This window comes from Bradyrhizobium sp. ORS 278 (assembly GCF_000026145.1).
Taxonomy (GTDB): Bacteria; Pseudomonadota; Alphaproteobacteria; order Rhizobiales; family Xanthobacteraceae; genus Bradyrhizobium.
Genome location: NC_009445.1, coordinates 1 through 16,886, shown reverse-complemented (window position 1 = coordinate 16,886; position 16,886 = coordinate 1). Strand labels below are relative to the sequence as shown.

Sequence of the window (16,886 nt, the reverse complement as noted above, 5' to 3'; positions counted from 1 at the left end):
GCATGCGCTAAGCTCTCCCCAACGCGGTCGCCTGTGCGACGCGATCGAACCGCTCCAGCGACAGGATCGCATCCGCAAAGCCTTGCGCGCGAGTGCTCAGCACCGGGCGCGCCAGGGTGATGAACTTGTCGCTCATCGCCTGCGCCGACGGAAACGACGTCGGCTCGCCCGAGGGATCGTCGTGCAGGCGCTCGTGGACGCCATCCTCGGTGGTGATGGTCACGCGCGCGCCGAACGGATGGCTGCGGCCGATTTCGAGCTTGTCGTCCTGCACCACGTCGAACTTGTCGGCGAGCGCGTTGATTGCCGCATCGCCCAGTCGCGTATAGTCGTCCCAGCCGAAGCGGCCCTGGTCGAGCGCCAGCGCGCCGGTGAAGAACATCGAGAACTGGCCGCCGACGATCGAGGTCGGATGCCGCTTGGTCGCGGCATCGCCGGTCAAGGTGATGCCGTTGCGATGCAGGCCGACCTCGACGCGCTTGACCTGGTCGGGCGTGAGATTGTGCTCGCGGCGCAGCGCGATGATCGCATCGATTGCGGCATGCGTATAGCGGCAGCTCGGATAGGGCTTCACGCCGATCTTCATTGTCTCATAACTGGTGCCGAGCCCGGCCACGGCCTTCTCACGATGCGGCGTGTCAGAGTAGCCGACCAGCAAGCCGTGCTTGCCCTCGACGGATTCGATCGCGCCGACGAAATCGTTCTTGGCGAGCGTCGCCGCGATCACGCCGTTCATCGCGGAGGCGCCGACCTGGTAGCGCTTGTTCCAGGCGCCGTTGACAAGAAATTGGAGCGAGCCCGCCGCCTGGCTGCCGGACACGCCGAAGGCGTAGACCAGCTGTTGCTCGGAGAGTCCGAACAGTTTGCCCGCGGCGGCCGCCGCGCCATAGGTACCAGCCGTCGCGGTCGGATGAAAGCCGCGCGCATAATGCGAGGTCGGATCGAGTGCGTTGCCGAGACGGCAGCACACCTCATAGCCGGCAACGATCGCGGTCAGCACCTCGCGGCCGGACGCGCCGACCATTTCTCCGACGGCGAACGCCGCTGGCACGACCGGCGCGCTCGGGTGCAGCGAGGAATCGGCGTGGGTGTCGTCGAAGTCGAGCGAATGTCCCATCGTGCCGTTGAGAAGCGCCGCCACCGCCGGCGTCCAGGTCCTGCCATCGCCGAACACCGTCGCCTCGCCGGCGGCATCCAGCTTCAGCGCCGCCAGCATCTTCACCACCGACGGCGTCGATTCAGCCTCGCGTCGGGCGCGGATGGCGCTGCCGAGAAAGTCGAGCGTCAGCACCTTGGCACGGTCGAGCACCTCGGGCGGGATATCGTCATATTTCAGCTCTGCGACATAGGCGGCGAGCGTTGCGGTTTCCTGGGCCATCGTGTTTCCTCGCATTGTTGCGGGCAGCGTAGGCAGACTGATTCCGCCTTTCAAGCCGGTCAGCCCCGGTGGGAGGCTGCCATGCGCTGGTCCGTTCGAGGTGGGTGATCGATGGCATCGTTGAAGGAGCTGTTCGGCCGGGTGCGCGCGCGCAAGGCGCAGATGTCGCTGGCCGTCCGCGGCACGGTGGCGGCAACGCTGGCCTTCGCCATCGCAACCGCCTTCCAGCTCAAGCTGCCGCTGTGGGCGGTGCTGACCTCGCTGATCGTGACGCAAGGCAGCGTTGGGCGTTCGCTGAAGGCGACGCGGGACTACATGTTCGGCACCATCGGTGGCGCGATCTATGGCGGCGCCATCACGGTGTTCATTCCGCATTCCGGCGAACTGCAGCTGCTCGGCATGCTGATCCTGGCGGTGACGCCGCTCGCCTTCATCGCCGCGGTCAATCCGAGCCTGAATGCCGCCACGGTGACTGCGGTCATCGTGCTGCTGGTGCCGACGATGGGCCATCTCGATCCGCTGGGCTCGGCGATCGACCGCGTGTTCGAGGTCGCGGTCGGCGCGCTCACCGGTCTTGCGGTCTCGTTCGTCGTGCTGCCGTCGCGCGCGCATGCGCAGATGCGCAGCGCCGCGGGGCGCCTGCTGGAGCTGATCGCGGCCGCTTTCACCGAGCTGTTGGCCGGCCTGTCGCACGGCCGCGACAACGACGCGCTGCACCGGATCCAGGACGGCATCGGCGCGGCGCTCACCGAATTGAATGCGACCGGCGCCGAGGCCGAGCGCGAGCGCTCGGCGCGACTGTCGTCGGGCGCCGACACCGGCCCGATGCTGCGCACGATCCTGCGGCTGCGCCACGACGTCGTGATGATCGGCCGCGCCAGTGTGGTGCCGCTGCCGTCCGAGCTGCAGGCGCGGCTGTCGGGGCCGGTCACCCGCGTCAGCGACGCCATCGCCGGCTATCTGCGCGGCTGCGCGGGCGCCATCCGCAACGGCTCGGGCCCGCCGGCGATCTGGCCGGTGCATGTCGCCGTCAAGGCCTATGCCGAGGCCGTCGCCGCCGTGCGCAGCGACGGCCTGACGCGCGGCCTGCCGGGGGATGCGGCCGAGCGCTTCTTCGCGCTCGGATTCTCGCTCGACCAGATGCGGCAGAACCTGATCGATCTCGAGCGTGTGGTCGCGGAATGGGCCGGCGCCTCGAGCGGCAAGCCGCATCGGCCGGAGCCGGAGGAGACGTCGGACACGGCCGGGGCCTGAGCTCATCGCGACAGCCTGAGAAAGCGCAGCACCAGCAGCGCCGCGTAGAGGCCGGTGCCGATCGACAGCCCGATCCAGATCCCGATCGCGCCGAAGGCGGTGTGAAGGCCGAGCACGTAGGACAAGGGAAAGCCGATCAGCCAATAGCCGAGCACCGCGAGCAGCAGCGGGATACGCGTATCCTTGATGCCGCGCAGCGCGCCAACCGTGATCGTCTGCAGCGCGTCGGTGATGAAGAAGGTGGTGCCGACCAGCAGCAGCGTGGCCGCCAGCGCGACGGTCGCCTCGGCATCGGCCACCGCGCTCCCGAGAAACAGCTGCACGATCTCGACCCGCGCGGCGATGATGCCGAGCGTGAACAGCACCGCGAGCCCGAGCCCGAGCAGCATCGCCATCAAGCCGGCACGACGGACAGCGTGCGGATCCTGACGTCCTGCAGCATGTCCGACGCGCACCGTCGCGGCCATGCTGATGCCGAACGGCACCATGAACAGGATCGCAGTGATTTGCAGCGCGATCTGATGCGCGGCGAGCGCAGTGGTGCTGATCAGTCCCATCAGGATCGCGGCGGCCGAGAACAGTCCATATTCGAGCAGGAACGACAGCGAGATCGGCGCACCGATGACGAGCAGCTGCCGCAGCAGCCGCCAGTCGATGCGGCCGAGCTGCGCCAGGACATGATAGTTGCGGAACGGTGGGCGGAATGCTGCGAACCACAGCCCGGCAAGAAACGTGCCCAGATTGACGCTCGATGTCGCGAGCCCGACGCCGGTCAGGCCGAGTTGCGGAAGGCCCCAATGGCCGTAGAGCAGTGGATAGACCAGCAGCGCATTGAGCGGGATCGCGGCCAGCGTGATCCACAGCACCGGCTCGGGACGATTCACGGCGCCCATGAAGCTGCGCAGCGCCAGGAACCACAGCATCGGCGCGACGCCCCAGGCGAGGCCGGACAGATAATGTTGCGCGAGATGCGCGACGCCTGGGGCTTGGCAGAGCGCGAGCAGGATAGTCTCGCCATTCAGCGCGATCAGCATGATCGGCAGCGCGACGAACAGGCCGGCCCACAGCCCGACGCGTAGCGCGCGCCGCACCAGTCCGGCATCATCAGCGCCGAACGCCTGCGCGGCCAGCGGCGCGACCGCCGACATCAAGCCCATGCCGAAGGTCGAGCCGACGAAATACACGGTGCCGGCCAAGGCGGCCGCTGCGACGGCGTCGCCGCCCAGACGGCCGATGAAGGCGAGATCGGTCGACATCATCGCGATCTGCGACAGCTGCGTCAGCGCCATCGGGGCGGCGAGGCGGATGGTGTCCCAGAGTTCGAGCGCGAGAGAGGGTGGTGTTGGCGGCGCGTGGCCGGTTGCCGTTGAGGAGGTCATGCGCGCGGCTATAGCAGTCCCCGTGATGGCATGCACATCATGCGGGCAGGTTCCGTCGCGGGGATGTGCGGCGTAGGAGCGCAGACCGACGAAGCAGATGTTCATCCAGGGCGTGACGCGCTTCGACATTGCACAGGTGCTGCGTTCGTGAGTCCGCAATCTCGCGACGCATTGCGCCCGAGCTTTGCTCGATCGACGGCCCTCGGAACTGAGAGGGCGCAGGGAAGGCCGGGTGCTTGACCGCACCCATGGCCCGCCTGCAAAAGAAGTAGCAGGCGGCAGTCACCACAGGTGGGCCGCGCATCCGGCCTTCCCTGCGCAATGGTTGGAACGGCTTATACGTACTCTCCTCGGTGCGCCGGGCTTGTTGGCCACCGTCGCCGGCGGATCGCCCGCCGGCTTGACCTCAGCGTCGGGAGGCCAGGACCATACGATTTCGCCGTACACGGCCGCTCATTCGTCCACGTGCCAGCCCCGAGCGAAGCCGGGTGCACGCTGTGAGCCGCCGCATCCATCGCATCCCCGCCCTCCACGGTCCGTGACGATCGCGAAGCGTCCCTCTCATGAGGACGGGATGGAGCGCATTGTTTCCGAATTTCGGAAATAAAGCAAGCGAAAAATTCGGCGACGGAGGTCCCGCTCGAAGCATAGCGCTGAGTGGTCTGGCAAAGTCAGTGTTTCCGCGCAGGATGAATCGGTAGGGTGGGCAAAGCGACGCCAAAGGCGGCGCGTGCCCACCATCGAGAGCCGTGATGCTCACGGTGGGCAAGCGTGAGCAACATCTAATACAAGCCGGGACAGTGTGGCGCGCCTTTGCCCACCCCGCGTCTAGCCTGCCGATCCAGCCAAACGCGGCCAGGGCGAGGCGAGTCTGGTGGTCGAGCTCTTGACGGGCATATGACATGGTTGAGCCGCAAGCTGTATCCGTCCAAGGACGATGACCTCATTGCTGGACCGTCGCGTGACCTTTGAGCATGATGCTGTGCTAACATCGGTTGCTGACGGCGGTGGGGGAGCGAACGTGCGCGGCGGGAAAGACGACAAGGTCGGCTCAGCAGATTCGGTGCAGGCCGTATCGCCGGCTCCCGATCTGCAGGCGTGGGTCGAGGTGCTCGGCGCGGTGCCCGGCGGGACGGTGACGGAGCGGCAGATCCTGACCTGGGTCGAGGTCCAGCTGCGACGCTTCTTGCCGTTCAACCGCTTTCTCGGTGCGTATGGAAGGCTCATTGGCGGCCGCATCCGGATGCGCACTCTGGTGACCTCGGGCTATCCGGACGATTTCGTGGCGGGGCTCGAAGAGAGCTTCGATCTCGGCGCGCGCGGCTGCTTTGCGTGGTGGGTGCAGAATCGCACCGCCTTCATTCTGGACCCGGCCGACCCGCCGCCATTCGCGACCGCGCGCGAGCTCGACGAAATCAAGCAGCTGTCGCTCGGCGTGGTCGCCGGCCACGGCGTCATCGATCCCTTCGCCAGCGCCGGCACCTATCTCAGCTTCGCCGGCGTCGCCGCCGATCAGCCGCAGCACGTCCGGATGTGCTTGAACCTGATCGCGCCGGTGCTGCACGCGCTGTTCCTGGCCACCGAGCAGGTGGCGGCGCCGCGGCTCGATCTAGGCAAGCTCACTGAGCGGCAGCGCGAGCTGGTCGATCTCGCGCTCATGGGGCTGCCGGACAAGACGATCGCATCGCGCCTCGGCATCTCCGAGCACACCGTCGGGAATCATTTCCGGGTCATCTACGAGCGGCTCGGCATCAAGAAGCGCAGCCAGCTGATTGCGGCGTTGAAGTAGCCGGTATGCGGAGTGCACCATCGTCGTAGCACGTATGTGTCATCGACCTCGGCGCGGTCCAGTGCTGTCATCGTGGCGAAACCCGCAGGCCCGGCGAGCGGATCTGCGAGCTCGGATCTGCGAGTCCGGGTCTGAAATCCCAGGTCTGAAATCCCAGGTCTGAAATTTCAGGTCTGAAATCCCAGGTGATCCGCCATGACATCGCTCATCGTTCCGCCGCTGCTGACCGTTGCCAGTGCCGCCGCCTTCATGATCCTGGAGCGCATCGCGCCAGGCCGCGAACTGCCCAATTCACCCGGCTGGTACGGGCGCGTCCTCGCCGTGATCCTGTTGCAGGTCGGCGTCACGCTCGCGACCGGCCGGTTCTGGATGCAGCTCTTCGACGGCGCCTCGCTGCTCGAACTGCGCGCGCTGCCTTCGCCGGCGCTGCAGGGGTTCTTAGCGTGGCTGATCGGCACCTTCTTCTTCTACTGGTGGCACCGCATCCGCCATTTGAACGGCTGGTGGCAGCTGTTTCATCAGATCCACCATTCGCCGCGCCGCATCGAGACCCTCACGTCGTTCTACAAGCACCCGGTCGAGATGCTGGCGGATAGCGGATTGTCCGCGCTGATCCTGTTTCCGCTGCTCGGCTGCTCATCCGCCGGCGCGCTGTGGTTCAACCTGTGCGCGGCGACCAGCGAATTCTTCTATCACGCCAACTACAGATCGCCGCGCTGGCTGAAATATCTCATTCAGACGCCTGAGCTGCATTCGCTGCACCACGAGCTCGATGTACATTCCGGCAACTACGGCGACCTGCCGATCTGGGACCGGCTGTTCGGGACCTATCGCGATGCCGATGAGTTCGCGGCGCGGTGCGGGTTTCCCGCCGACAGCGAGCGGCATCTTGTGCGCATGCTGATGTTCCGCGACGTGTATGGAGAGTCGCAAGGTGGGTAAATGCGCGCCACGCTCTGTCGGCCTGCGTGCGATGACGCTCGCGCCGTGCCCATCAAAGGGAGGTCGTGCGCCGCCCAATGGTGGCACGAGTCTGCTGTCGGCGGCTCTTTGCCCATCCTGCCGCTGCGTTATTGTCGGGACAACCGTTCGACATCATGACGGAGGAGGGAGCAGGGTCGGGCGAGATCAGGTGGTCACCGCGACCTGCCGCAGCGTGGCCTTCACCACGAGGCGGTGAAACGGTGTGATGACGGTGAGATAGATGCGGCCGAGCGCGTTATGGGTTTGGACCAACGTCGTCGCCGTCACCTGCGAGCTCGCGCCGACCGTCGCAACGTCGACCAGAACGCGGAAGTCCAGATGCTTGTCGTCGAAGCCGAGCACGAGTTGTCGTGGCGTTTCGTTGATCACCGGGAATATCCCGATCATGGGACGCGGACGGCGTGCGTCCGCGCCCGAGGTCTTCAAGCCGAACGGCCGGACGAGCGCGTTGCGGAGTTTCAGGAGCGCCGCCATCCACCAGGGCGTATGGCCGAGCATTCGTTCGGCCGCGCTGCGGGCATTGAGGGTCGCGCCGTCGATGGTGATGCGAAAGGCGTCGGCGAAGTCTGCACCGGCGAGCCATCGATCACGGTCGACATCGGGCGTGATCTCGCTGATCGTCATGCGTGAGCCTCACATGTCGTTGCTTCGTTTTTGTCCTCGGTCCATCAATTCGTCATTGCGAGCGCGAAGCAATGCAGGGCTGAGCAAGGACTCTGGATTGCTTCGCTGCGCTCGCAATGACGCGGAAAGATATCGCGTGAACGAGCTTATCGCCCGCGCTCCGGCACGCGGGTGATCTTCGCGCCCAGTGCGTTCAGGCGCTCGTCGATGCGTTCGTAGCCGCGCTCGATCTGGTCGGCGTTGTCGATATAAGACGTTCCCTCGGCGCAGAGTGCGGCGAGCAGCATGGCCATGCCGGCGCGGATGTCGGGGGAGACGACGCGGGCGCCGCGCAGGCGGCTGGGACCGGCGACGATGGCGCGGTGCGGATCGCACAGCACGATGCGGGCGCCCATCGAGATCAGCTTGTCGACGAAGAACATCCGCGACTCGAACATCTTCTCGAACATCAGGATCACGCCCTCGCATTGCGTGGCGGTGACGATCGCGATCGACATCACGTCGGCGGGGAACGCCGGCCAGGGCTGGTCCTCCAGCTTCGGCACGTGGCCGCCGAAATCGTCCTTGATCTTCATGGTCTGGTCAGAGGGCACGATGAGGTCGTCGCCGGCGACCTCGCAGACGATGCCGAGCCGCTCGAAGCCCATGCGGATCGAGCGCAGATGCTCGGTGCCGGCGCGCACGATGCGCAACGGCGAGCGCGTCACCGCGGCCAAGCCGATCAGCGAGCCGACCTCGATGTGGTCGGGCTGGATCGCATAGGACGCCTGGCCGAGCGTGCTGGCGCCATGGATCACCATCGTGTTGGTGCCGATGCCCTCGATGTTGGCCCCGAGCGCCACCAGGAAATGCGCGAGGTCCTGCACATGCGGCTCGGACGCGGCGTTGCGCAAGTATGTCGTGCCATGCGCGGCGACGGCCGCGACCAGCGCGTTCTCGGTGGCGGTAACGCTGGGCTCGTCGAGGAAGACGTCGGCGCCCTTCAGGCCGGAGGCGCGCAGCTCGATCTTGTCGGTCGCCGTCACGGTGGCGCCGAGCTGCTCGAAGGCCAGGAAATGCGTGTCGAGGCGGCGGCGGCCGATCACGTCGCCGCCCGGCGGCGGCAGCGCCACTTCGCCGCAGCGGGCGAGCAGGGGGCCGGCGAGCAGGATCGAGGCGCGGATGCGCGCGCACAGGTCCGGATCGAGATCGGCGGCGCGGATCTCCTTGGCGTGGATGGCGAGCCGGTTCCGCCCGCGCCATTCGGCTGACGCGCCGACCGAGCGCACCAGCTCGACCAGGGTCTCGGTGTCGCGGATGCGCGGCACGTTGTCGAGCGTCACGGGATGGTCCGTCAGCAGCGCCGCGGCGATGATCGGCAGCGCCGCGTTCTTGTTGCCGGAGGGCTCGATCGCGCCCTTGAGCCGGTGACCACCCTCGACGATGTATTGAATGGGCGCCATGCGCGACGGGTCCGTGCATCGAAGCGTGGGTCGCTGCAACTCGCCGGCTTCGTCACGGCGCGAGGCACACTGTATACGAACCAGGGTATCCGAAAACCAGAGTATCCGAGAACCAGTGTCCCGTCCTTCGCTTCCGATGAAGCAAAGAACGGAATTCAGTTACGCTACACGTCCACATTCGCCGACAGCGAGTTGTCCTGGATGAACTCGCGGCGCGGCTCGACGACGTCGCCCATCAGCTTGGTGAAGATGTCGTCGGCCTCGTCGACCTCCTTGACCTTCACCTGGAGCAAGGTGCGGGCCTCGGTGTCGAGCGTGGTTTCCCAGAGCTGCTGCGGGTTCATCTCGCCCAGCCCTTTGTAGCGCTGCATCGCGATGCCCTTGCGGCCGGAATCGGTGACGGCCTCGAACAGGTCGACCGGGCCGTGGATCACGGTCTGGGTGTCGCCGCGGCGCAAGGCACCGGGCTTGGCGTAGGCGTCCTGCAGACGGGCCGCGTAGTCGTCGAGCTTGCGGGCGTCGGCAGACGCCAGCAGCGCATCGTCGATGACAGCGACGTCCTTGACGCCGCGCACGGTGCGCTCGAACGTAAAACCCTGGCCCTCGACGAAATGGCCGATCCAGCCGCGCTCGACCTCTTCAGCGAGCACGTCGAGCCGCTTGGCGATGTATTCGGCGGCGGCGTCCGCGGTCGCGATGTCGCGGGTGATGTCTCCGCGCAGCACGCCGGCGATCGCCGCCTGCTCGACGACCTTTCGGTCGTAGCGGCTGTGCAGATTGCGCAGGATGTTGCGCACGAGCCGGGCTTCCTCGACCAGCGCCAGCAGGTCGCGGCCCTTGCGCTCCTCGCCGTCGGCGGTCCGGAACACGCAATCGTCGAGACCGGTGCCGATCAGATAATCCTCGAGCGCGCGCTCGTCCTTCAAATACTGCTCGGATTTGCCGCGTGTGACTTTGTAGAGCGGCGGCTGGGCGATGTAGAGATGGCCGCGGTCGATGATCTGGCGCATCTGCCGGTAGAAGAACGTCAGCAGCAGGGTGCGGATGTGGGCGCCGTCGACGTCGGCGTCGGTCATCACGATGATCTTGTGATAGCGCAGCTTGTCGATTGAGAAATCGTCGCTGATCCCGGTGCCGAGCGCGGTGATCAAGGTGCCGATCTGCTCGCTCGACAGCATCTTGTCGGGACGCACGCGCTCGACATTGAGGATCTTGCCGCGCAGCGGCAGCACCGCCTGGAACTCGCGGTTGCGGCCCTGCTTGGCGCTGCCGCCGGCCGAGTCACCCTCGACGATGAACAGCTCGGATTTGGCCGGATCCTTCTCCTGGCAGTCGGCGAGCTTGCCGGGGAGCGAAGCGATATTGTTGAGCGGATTCTTGCGCGTCAGCTCGCGCGCTTTTCGCGCGGCTTCGCGGGCTGCGGCGGCCTGGATCACCTTGCCGACGACGGTCTTGGCTTCGGAGGGATGCTCCTCGAACCATGCCGACAGTGCCTCGTTGATGACGTTCTCGACGACGGGGCGCACTTCCGAGGACACCAGCTTGTCCTTGGTCTGCGACGAAAACTTCGGATCCGGCACCTTCACCGAGAGCACCGCGGTGAGGCCTTCGCGGCAGTCGTCGCCGGTCAGCGCGATCTTTTCCTTCTTCGCGTTGGCCTCGGCATAGCCGTTGACCTGACGCGTCAACGCGCCGCGGAAGCCGGCCAGATGGGTGCCGCCGTCACGTTGCGGAATGTTGTTGGTGAAGCACAGCACGTTCTCATGGTAGCTGTCGTTCCACCACAGCGCGGCCTCGACGGTGATGCCGTTGGCTTCCGAGCGCACCATGATCGGATTGGGAACGATCGCCTTCTTGTTGCGGTCGAGATATTTGACGAACTCCTCGACGCCGCCGGAATAGAACATCTCCTCGCGCTTCTCGACCGCGTGGCGCATGTCGGAGAGGATGATGTGGACGCCGGAGTTGAGGAAGGCGAGCTCGCGCAGGCGATGCTCGAGGGTCGCGTAGTCGTACTCGACCATCTTGAAGGTCTCGGTCGAGGCGAGGAACGTCACCTCGGTGCCGCGCTTGCCCTTGGACTCGCCGACCACCCGCAGCGGCGCGACCGCGTCGCCATGGGCGAACTCGATCAGATGCTCCTTGTCCTCGCGCCAGATACGCAGCTCGAGCTTGCTCGACAGCGCGTTCACGACGGAGACGCCGACGCCGTGCAGGCCGCCGGAAACCTTGTAGGAGTTCTGGTCGAACTTTCCGCCGGCGTGCAGCTGGGTCATGATGACCTCGGCCGCGGAGACGCCTTCATCCTTGTGAATGCCGACAGGAATGCCGCGGCCGTCGTCGCGCACGGTGACGGAATTGTCGGCGTTGAGCACGACCTCCACCCGGGTCGCGTAGCCGGCCAGCGCCTCGTCGATCGCGTTGTCGACGACCTCGTAGACCATGTGATGCAGGCCGGAGCCGTCATCGGTGTCGCCGATATACATGCCCGGGCGCTTGCGCACGGCATCCAGGCCCTTCAGCACCCGGATCGATTCTGCGCCGTATTCATTCGCGGTGGCAGGCTCGTTGTCGGCGATGGTTTGCCGGGCGGGTTCGGTCATGTGAGGCCTTTGAAGGGGTCCCGTAGGGCGATGTCGCGCTGGGGTGCTGAGGACGCTATTTCTGCCATGAAACGGAAGGCGCGCCTAGCGTAAAAAGGCGTGCCTTAAGATATTGAAGAGATGGGTTTTTTTAACGGTTTTTCAAGCCGTTCGAGGGCTCTCTTCGGGGCCCTCGAAAGGCCGATTCGGACGGCCTCGATCGTATCCCGCCGGGGTCCGTTTTGGCCCCGTCCTCGCTCGCGCGAGGACTATCGGTCCGGCGTTCGATGGCGACGTGTGGGAACCGCAGTGCTGCGCCTCTACCGTCTTGCGGTGATCCGGCCGCCTTCGACATCGAAGATCTCGCCGAGCTCGCGCAATTCGGCGAAGGCTGCGGGGTCGGCGCCCGTCAGCCACACCTGAGCACCGAGCGTGCCGAGCTCGGCGAACAACGCGGTGCGCCTTCCGGGATCGAGATGGGCGACGATCTCGTCGAGCAGCAGCATCGGCACGATGCCGGTGGTCTCGGCGACCAGGGTTGCATGCGCGAGGATCAGGCCGATCAGCAGCGCCTTCTGCTCGCCGGTGGAGGCGTCGCGCGCCGGCATGTTCTTCGGCGCGTAGATGACGTGCAGGTCGGTGAGATGCGGGCCGTCGAGAGTACGCCCTGCTGCAGCATCGCGCGCACGATTGTCGCGCAGCAGCGCGCGGTAGCGGTCCTCGACGGCGAGCGCGGGCTCGGTGAGCAGCGCATTCTCCATCCAGCCGTCGAGCGCGATCTCGGCCGACGGGAAGGCGGAGGCGGCCCCGCGCTGGCGCAGCATCGCGGCGAGCTTCACCGCGGTCTGGCCGCGGCTCGCGGCGACGGCGACCGCGAGCTCGGCGGTCTCGCGCTCGATGGCGTCACACCAATGGTCGTCGAAATTGCGCACCTCGAGCAGCCGGTTGCGCGAGCGCAACGAGCGCTCCAGCGCCGAGACGCGGCTGGAATGCTCGCTGTCGATCGCGAGCACCAGCCGGTCGAAGAAGCGGCGGCGCTCGGAGGCGGCGCCCATGAACAGCCCGTCCATCGAAGGCGTCAGCCACACCATGCGGATGTGATCGCCGAACGCCGCGGCCGATCCGACCGGCTCGCGGTCGATGCGGCAGCGCCGCGTCGTGCTGGCATCGCCCCGCGGCGGCTCGATGCCAGTGCCGAAGGTGGCGAGTCCCAGAGCGCCCTCGATCTCCGCCGAGATCGCCCAGGAGCCGTCGCCCTGGTTGTCGGCGACGTCCTCGAGCGTGGCGCGCCGCAGGCCGCGGCCGGGCGCGAAGAACGAGATCGCCTCGAGGCAATTGGTCTTCCCGGCGCCATTGGCCCCGACCAGCGCCACCATGTCCGCCTGCACGCTGACACCAGCCGCGCGATAGCTGCGGAAATGCGTCAGCGACAGGCGATTGATGCGGGAGGGGGTCATTGGACGAGAGATCGATCCGTCATTGCGAGCGAAGCGAAGCAATCCAGGACTGCCTCGGAACGAAGGGCCTCAAGGCCCGGGTTTCTTCGTCGCTCCGCTCCTCGCAATGACGGAGAGACTGTCGGGCTGAGCAATGGCGCCGCCGTGCCCGCCGCCTGTTAGTTGGAGGTGGTGGGCACGCTGCGCTTTGCCCACTCTACACATCGATCTGCAGCGCGCCTCACACCCGCATCGGCATCAGCACGTACAGCGCGTTGCGGTTGTCGCGGTCCTGGATCAGGGTTGGCGAGCCCGGGTCTGCCAGCCTGAGCACCGCGACCTCGCCCTCGATCTGGGCGGCGATATCGAGCAGATAGCGCGAGTTGAAGCCGATATCGAGCGCGTCGGAGGCGTATTCGACCTCAAGCTCTTCGGTGGCGCTGCCGGAATCCGGGTTGGTCACGGACAGCACCAGCTTGCCGGCGGACAGCGCGAGCTTCACGGCGCGGCCGCGCTCGCTGGAGATGGTGGAGACGCGGTCGACGGCGGCGGCGAAGTCGGCCTTGTCGACGACGAGCTCCTTGTCGTTGTTCTGCGGAATGACGCGGCCGTAATCAGGGAAGGTGCCGTCGATCAGCTTGGAGGTCAGCACGACCTGTCCCAACGTGAAGCGGATCTTGCCCTGCGAGAGCTCGATCTTGATCTCGCTGTCATTGTCCTCGATCAGCCGCTGCACTTCGCCGACGGTCTTGCGCGGCACGATGACGCCGGGCATCTCCGCGGCGCCGGACGGCTGCGGCAGATCGACTTGCGCCAGGCGATGGCCGTCGGTGGCGACGGCGCGCAAGGTCGGCTGCTTGGCGGTGCCGCCGGCGTGGAGATAGATGCCGTTGAGGTAATACCGCGTCTCCTCGGTGGAGATCGCGAACTGCGTGCGGTCGATCAGGCTCTTGATGTCCTTGGCGGGAACGCCGAAGGCATGCGTCATCTCGCCGGCGGCGAGATCCGGGAAGTCGCTCTCGGGCAAGGTCTGCAGGGTGAACTTGGAGCGGCCGGCGCGGATCGCGAGCACCGCGCGCTCGCCGTCGCTCTCCAGCACGATCTGCGAGCCGTCCGGCAGCTTGCGCACGATGTCGTAGAACATGTGCGCCGGAACAGTGGTGGATCCGGCGGTGGCGGTCTCGGCGGCCAGCGTTTCCGTCACTTCGAGGTCGAGATCGGTGGCGCGCAGCGACAGCCTGGCATTCTCGGCGCGCACCAGGACATTGCCGAGGATCGGGATCGTGTTCCTGCGCTCGACCACGCGATGGACATGGCCCAGCGACTTCAGCAGCTGCGCGCGTTCGACGGTTACTTTCATTGCACTACCCGCCCGTTCCCACCTGAGCTCGTCCTGGAATGCCGGCGGGCTGGAGCAGCGCCGCGGCCGATGACACCTCGCGCCCGAACGGCCGCTTTTTCAGCGTCCAGGAGCGTGAGGGGGAGGCGTAAAGTGGCGCGGATGGGGCTCAAGCGCAAGGGAGCGCGGGCCGGATTTCCCATGTTTCGGCAGGCATTTCCGCGATGCTGCGGGCCGGCCGGGCGGGAGCGTTCGGTGGCGGGAACAAGCGGCTGGGGGCGGACCTTCTGTCCGCGCCCCCGCGAGAGCGCGTCTAGTCCTGCAGCTGGCGCTTGAGCGACTCGACCTCGTCGTTCAGCGCGACGTCCTTGCCGACCAGGGCCTCGATCTTGCGCACGGCGTGCAGCACCGTGGTGTGGTCGCGCCCGCCGAAGCGGCGGCCGATCTCGGGCAGGGAGCGCAAGGTCAGCGTCTTGGCGAGGTACATCGCAACCTGGCGCGGGCGCACGACATTGGCGGTGCGGCGCGAGGACAGGAGGTCGGAGCGGCTGACATTGTATTGCCGCGCCACGACGCGCTGGATGTCCTCGATCTTGATCCGCTTCGGCTCCTGCGGGCGGACCAGATCGCGTACCTCGCGCTCGGCCATGTCGAGCGTGACCGGCTGGTTGTTGAGCTTGGAATGCGCCAGCAGGCGGTTGATCGCGCCTTCGAGGTCGCGGCCGTTATGGGTGATGGAGCGGGCGAGATAATCCAGCACCGCCTCCGGCACGTCGAAGCTCGCATGATGCGCGCGGGCCGCCGCGACGCGCGACTTGAGAATGCCGAGGCGAAGGTCCTCGCCGAGCGTCGCCATCTCGACGACGAGACCGCCGGCGAGCCGCGAGCGGACGCGGTCGTCGAGGCTCTCGAGATCGGACGGCGGCCGGTCGGCGGCGATCACCACCTGGCGCCCGGCGTCGATGAGCGCGTTCAAGGTGTGACAGAACTCCGCCTGGGTCGACTTGCCCTGCAGGAACTGCAGGTCGTCGATCACGAGCACGTCGATGCCGCGCAGTGCCTCCTTGAAGGCCAGCGCGGTCTGCGATTTCAACGCCGCGACGAAGCCATACATGAACTTCTCGGCGGTGAGATACAGCACCTTGCGCTCGCCGCCGGCATTGCCGGCCCAGGTCACGGCCTGCAGCAGATGCGTCTTGCCGAGACCGACGCCGGCGTGAATGTAAAGCGGATTGAACATCACCGGATCGCCGCGTCGGCCGTCGGCCACCTGGCGCGCGGCCGCATGGGCGAGCGTGTTGGCGCGGCCGACCACGAAGCTCGCGAAGGTCAGGCGCGGGTCGAGCGGCGAGCCGCCCAGCGCATCATGGCTGGCGGCTACCGGAGTCATGACCGGTGCGCGGGCGTCGGATACCGGCTTGGCGTCGCTACGCTCGGGGCGGCGCGCCTCCACCGCGGCGGGCGCTTCCTTGGCGGGCGTCGCGCAGCGCATCGCGGTGCGCACGGAGAGGTCGATGCGATGCACCTCGGGCATTTCGGCCTGCCAGGCGGACAGCACGCGCTCGGCATAATGCGCCTGGATCCAGCTCTTCAGAAAGCGCGTCGGCACCGACAGATGGACGCTTTCGTCCTGGACGGCTTCGAGGTCCATGCGGGCAAACCAGCTCGTATAGACGTCCTCGCCAACGGTCGAGCGCAGCCGACCCTTCACGCGAGACCAGCGTTCCTGTTCCGAATTTGTCATGGCAGTCGCAACTTTTCGAATTGAGTGGTGTGTCGTGTGATCGCCGTGCAGATGTTCTGGATACGAACAGGTCTGCCAAGCGAGACCTCGAGCGGAGGCTCAACTCCAGGCAAAGCTTCGCCGTCCGGCGCGCGCGCCGTTGGGCAGATCAGTGCTGGTCGAGGGTGTTCTCTGCGAGGTCAGCGCATACTCGGATGCGCGAGGGCGGGAGGACCGATGGCCGTGCTGGTGGTGTTGACCGCTAAGGTGGCGTGATCCGGAACCAGCTCTTGGTGTCTAACAGCGATGTGTCCGTAAAGCATGCAACCTCCCCGCCTCGCCGTGATTGCTCACGGCAAGTTGTCATCTCGCACATGTCCCAAAGGCACCGCGTCCGAACCCCAAGATTCAGCCGCAACGCCGTACATCCCGTCCATTGTCCACTCGCTGAACGAAGCCGTCGCAAGCTCCAGCCGGTTTCAAGCGATGTCGTATTTCTCTTGTTCAAAACGGCGCAACGATGATGTTGTGCCCGAGAAATTTAGACAAAGCTCTTTCGTTCCCCATATCGCTATGGGTACCATTCCGGCTATCGCTTTCGAAAGCGTCGCCAACGCGCACACCGCCGCCGATTTGCACGTCCGCCCCGTTTCTAAAACCGCGCTGGTCTCAAGATCGTGGGCGCCGCGAGTGGATTTAAGAAATACACGATGCGCCGGGACTCGCAATCCATTTGATCAGTGCACGCGTGACGAGTCTTTGCACCGCCTGCTGCGCGGTGCTCGGCGTTAAGAAAGCAAGGTTTTGAATCATCGCGAGGAATCTCGGATGTGACAAACAACATCGTCTGCCCAAAATTTCTTCATAATTTTTTTACGTTCCAACCAAGCTTGACCGCTTTTCAAAACACTTGGTCCCGCTATGCGCTTAAGTCATTTTCGAGCCGGTGTTTTTCG

General features: G+C 66.0%; 11 protein-coding genes. 3 read left to right on the top strand and 8 right to left on the bottom strand.

Annotated elements, in window-relative coordinates; translation table 11 throughout:
* Window positions 1–7: 7 nt before the first annotated feature.
* Entirely contained in the window at window positions 8–1,378 is a 1,371-nt protein-coding gene (locus BRADO_RS00055) for an MmgE/PrpD family protein (protein ID WP_011923287.1), read from the bottom strand.
* 111 nt (window positions 1,379–1,489) lie between these two features.
* On the opposite strand from BRADO_RS00055, the gene BRADO_RS00050 reads away from it, so the two are divergent.
* Window positions 1,490–2,632: an FUSC family protein gene (locus tag BRADO_RS00050; RefSeq protein WP_011923286.1), complete on the top strand. Its 1,143-nt coding sequence runs from the start codon at window positions 1,490–1,492 to the stop codon at window positions 2,630–2,632.
* Between the two features lie 2 nt (window positions 2,633–2,634).
* Here the strand turns inward: BRADO_RS00050 and BRADO_RS00045 are convergent, their stop codons facing one another.
* Window positions 2,635–4,011: an MATE family efflux transporter gene (locus BRADO_RS00045; RefSeq protein ID WP_011923285.1), complete on the bottom strand. Its 1,377-nt coding sequence runs from the start codon at window positions 4,009–4,011 to the stop codon at window positions 2,635–2,637.
* Window positions 4,012–5,032: 1,021 nt separating this feature from the next.
* Between BRADO_RS00045 and BRADO_RS00040 the strand changes: the two genes are divergently transcribed.
* Together BRADO_RS00040 and BRADO_RS00035 are read left to right on the top strand one after the other, a co-directional pair.
* On the top strand, window positions 5,033–5,800 hold the full coding sequence (locus BRADO_RS00040) for a helix-turn-helix transcriptional regulator (protein ID WP_011923284.1): 768 nt from the start codon (window positions 5,033–5,035) through the stop codon (window positions 5,798–5,800).
* A 195-nt stretch (window positions 5,801–5,995) separates the two neighbouring features.
* The gene (locus tag BRADO_RS00035) at window positions 5,996–6,742 is read left to right on the top strand and encodes a sterol desaturase family protein (RefSeq protein ID WP_011923283.1); all 747 of its coding nucleotides are present in this window, start codon (window positions 5,996–5,998) and stop codon (window positions 6,740–6,742) included.
* A gap of 186 nt (window positions 6,743–6,928) precedes the next feature.
* On the opposite strand, the gene BRADO_RS00030 is transcribed toward BRADO_RS00035, so the two are convergent.
* The 6 genes from BRADO_RS00030 to dnaA form a co-directional block, all read right to left on the bottom strand.
* Window positions 6,929–7,408, bottom strand: coding sequence for a DUF2867 domain-containing protein (locus BRADO_RS00030; RefSeq protein ID WP_011923282.1), 480 nt, complete (start codon window positions 7,406–7,408; stop codon window positions 6,929–6,931).
* Between the two features lie 146 nt (window positions 7,409–7,554).
* Complete coding sequence (gene murA, locus BRADO_RS00025) at window positions 7,555–8,850, bottom strand: UDP-N-acetylglucosamine 1-carboxyvinyltransferase (protein WP_011923281.1); 1,296 nt, start codon at window positions 8,848–8,850, stop codon at window positions 7,555–7,557.
* A 164-nt stretch (window positions 8,851–9,014) separates the two neighbouring features.
* Complete coding sequence (gene gyrB, locus BRADO_RS00020) at window positions 9,015–11,453, bottom strand: DNA topoisomerase (ATP-hydrolyzing) subunit B (RefSeq protein ID WP_011923280.1); 2,439 nt, start codon at window positions 11,451–11,453, stop codon at window positions 9,015–9,017.
* A 299-nt stretch (window positions 11,454–11,752) separates the two neighbouring features.
* Window positions 11,753–12,889 carry a DNA replication/repair protein RecF gene (gene recF, locus BRADO_RS00015; RefSeq protein WP_011923279.1) on the bottom strand — a complete coding sequence of 379 codons (1,137 nt, stop codon included), beginning with the start codon at window positions 12,887–12,889 and terminating at the stop codon, window positions 11,753–11,755.
* 220 nt (window positions 12,890–13,109) lie between these two features.
* Window positions 13,110–14,228, bottom strand: coding sequence for a DNA polymerase III subunit beta (gene dnaN / locus BRADO_RS00010; protein ID WP_011923278.1), 1,119 nt, complete (start codon window positions 14,226–14,228; stop codon window positions 13,110–13,112).
* Between the two features lie 292 nt (window positions 14,229–14,520).
* On the bottom strand, window positions 14,521–15,951 hold the full coding sequence (gene dnaA, locus BRADO_RS00005) for a chromosomal replication initiator protein DnaA (protein ID WP_011923277.1): 1,431 nt from the start codon (window positions 15,949–15,951) through the stop codon (window positions 14,521–14,523).
* Between the last annotated feature and the right edge of the window lie 935 nt (window positions 15,952–16,886).

Excerpts from the sequence above, each read along its gene's own strand:
- BRADO_RS00055 (WP_011923287.1), bottom strand. The coding sequence starts at position 1,378 with ATGGCCCAGGAAACCGCAACGCTCGCCGCCTATGTCGCAGAGCTGAAA.
- BRADO_RS00050 (WP_011923286.1), top strand. The coding sequence starts at position 1,490 with ATGGCATCGTTGAAGGAGCTGTTCGGCCGGGTGCGCGCGCGCAAGGCG.
- BRADO_RS00045 (WP_011923285.1), bottom strand. The coding sequence starts at position 4,011 with ATGACCTCCTCAACGGCAACCGGCCACGCGCCGCCAACACCACCCTCT.
- BRADO_RS00035 (WP_011923283.1), top strand. The coding sequence starts at position 5,996 with ATGACATCGCTCATCGTTCCGCCGCTGCTGACCGTTGCCAGTGCCGCC.
- BRADO_RS00030 (WP_011923282.1), bottom strand. The coding sequence starts at position 7,408 with ATGACGATCAGCGAGATCACGCCCGATGTCGACCGTGATCGATGGCTC.
- murA (WP_011923281.1), bottom strand. The coding sequence starts at position 8,850 with ATGGCGCCCATTCAATACATCGTCGAGGGTGGTCACCGGCTCAAGGGC.
- gyrB (WP_011923280.1), bottom strand. The coding sequence starts at position 11,453 with ATGACCGAACCCGCCCGGCAAACCATCGCCGACAACGAGCCTGCCACC.
- recF (WP_011923279.1), bottom strand. The coding sequence starts at position 12,889 with ATGACCCCCTCCCGCATCAATCGCCTGTCGCTGACGCATTTCCGCAGC.
- dnaN (WP_011923278.1), bottom strand. The coding sequence starts at position 14,228 with ATGAAAGTAACCGTCGAACGCGCGCAGCTGCTGAAGTCGCTGGGCCAT.
- dnaA (WP_011923277.1), bottom strand. The coding sequence starts at position 15,951 with ATGACAAATTCGGAACAGGAACGCTGGTCTCGCGTGAAGGGTCGGCTG.